Raw genomic sequence first — 1,902 nt, forward strand, 5'->3', positions numbered from 1 at the left:
GGGTGCTGGTCGTTGTTTGAGAACTGCACAGTGGATGCGAGCATCTTATCTTTGTGGTCAAGTTGTTAAGGGCGCACGGTGGATGCCTTGGCACCAGGAGCCGATGAAGGACGTGGGAGACCGCGATAGTCCTCGAGGAGCTGTCAACCGAGCTGTGATTCGAGGGTGTCCGAATGGGGAAACCCGGCAGCAGTTATGTGCTGTCACCCGCACCTGAACACATAGGGTGTGTGGAGGGAACGTGGGGAAGTGAAACATCTCAGTACCCACAGGAAGAGAAAACAATAGTGATTCCGTGAGTAGTGGCGAGCGAAAGCGGATGAGGCTAAACCGTTGACGTGTGATACCCGGCAGGGGTTGCGTCGGCGGGGTCGTGGGACGGCGATTGATCGGTCTGCCGGCTGGTCGGGAAGTAAGAAAGTCATGTGTTAGTCGAAGGTTCTGGGAAGGACCGGCGTAGAGGGTGAGACTCCCGTAGACGAAAACTCATGATCTTCCTTTTGTTGTTCCCAAGTAGCACGGGGCTCGTGAAATCTCGTGTGAATCTGGCGGGACCACCCGCTAAGCCTAAATACTCCCTGGTGACCGATAGTGCACTAGTACCGTGAGGGAAAGGTGAAAAGTACCCCGGGAGGGGAGTGAAATAGTACCTGAAACCGTGTGCCTACAAGCCGTCGGAGCCTAGCGACCTTTGGGTTGTGGTGACGGCGTGCCTTTTGAAGAATGAGCCTGCGAGTTAGTGGTACGTGGCGAGGTTAACCCGTGTGGGGTAGCCGTAGCGAAAGCGAGTCCGAATAGGGCGTTTGAGTCGCGTGCTCTAGACCCGAAGCGGAGTGATCTATCCATGGGCAGGGTGAAGCGCCGGTAAGACGGCGTGGAGGCCCGAACCCACCAGGGTTGAAAACCTGGGGGATGACCTGTGGATAGGGGTGAAAGGCCAATCAAACTCCGTGATAGCTGGTTCTCCCCGAAATGCATTTAGGTGCAGCGTTGCGTGTTTCTTGCCGGAGGTAGAGCACTGGATGGCCTAGGGGGCCCACAAGCTTACTGAAGTCAGCCAAACTCCGAATGCCGGTAAGTGAGAGCGTGGCAGTGAGACTGCGGGGGATAAGCTTCGTAGTCGAGAGGGAAACAGCCCAGATCTCCAGCTAAGGCCCCTAAGCGTGTGCTAAGTGGGAAAGGATGTGGAGTCGCAGAGACAACCAGGAGGTTGGCTTAGAAGCAGCCACCCTTTAAAGAGTGCGTAATAGCTCACTGGTCAAGTGATTCCGCGCCGACAATGTAGCGGGGCTCAAGTACACCGCCGAAGCTGAGGCATTTACACGATTATCCTGGCGTCATCTCCTGCGGGACTGGTGTTGGGTGTGTGGATGGGTAGGGGAGCGTCGTACGGCGGAGGAAGCGGCAGAGTGATCTAGTCGTGGACGCCGTGCGAGTGAGAATGCAGGCATGAGTAGCGAATGACGGGTGAGAAACCCGTCCGCCGAATGACCAAGGGTTCCTGGGCCAGGCTAATCCGCCCAGGGTGAGTCGGGACCTAAGGCGAGGCCGACAGGCGTAGTCGATGGACAACGGGTTGATATTCCCGTACCCGCGAAGGATCGTCCCTGACGAGGCACATTTCATGCTAACCACTCAAGAGCCGGCGAGTCTTCGGACGAGCGGGAAGGCGACTGGGAACCTGGTGTGTAGTAGTCAAGCGATGGGGTGACGCAGGAAGGTAGCTCATCCCGGTGAATGGTGGTGCCGGGCTAAGGGTGTAGGACGAGGCATTGGCAAATCCGTGCTTCATATAGTCTGAGACCTGATGGGGAGCCGTTGTGGCGAAGTGAGTGATCCTATGCTGCCGAGAAAAGCCTCTAGCGAGATCCGAGCGGCCCGTACCCTAAACCGACACAGGTG

General features: G+C 57.0%; 1 rRNA gene. It reads left to right on the forward strand.

What is annotated here, in order from left to right:
* Window positions 1-55: 55 nt before the first annotated feature.
* A 23S ribosomal RNA gene (locus tag ABEB28_RS41790) occupies window positions 56-1,902 on the forward strand; the annotation flags it as partial.

It is taken from the genome of Cryptosporangium minutisporangium (assembly GCF_039536245.1).
Lineage (GTDB): Bacteria > Actinomycetota > Actinomycetes > Mycobacteriales > Cryptosporangiaceae > Cryptosporangium > Cryptosporangium minutisporangium.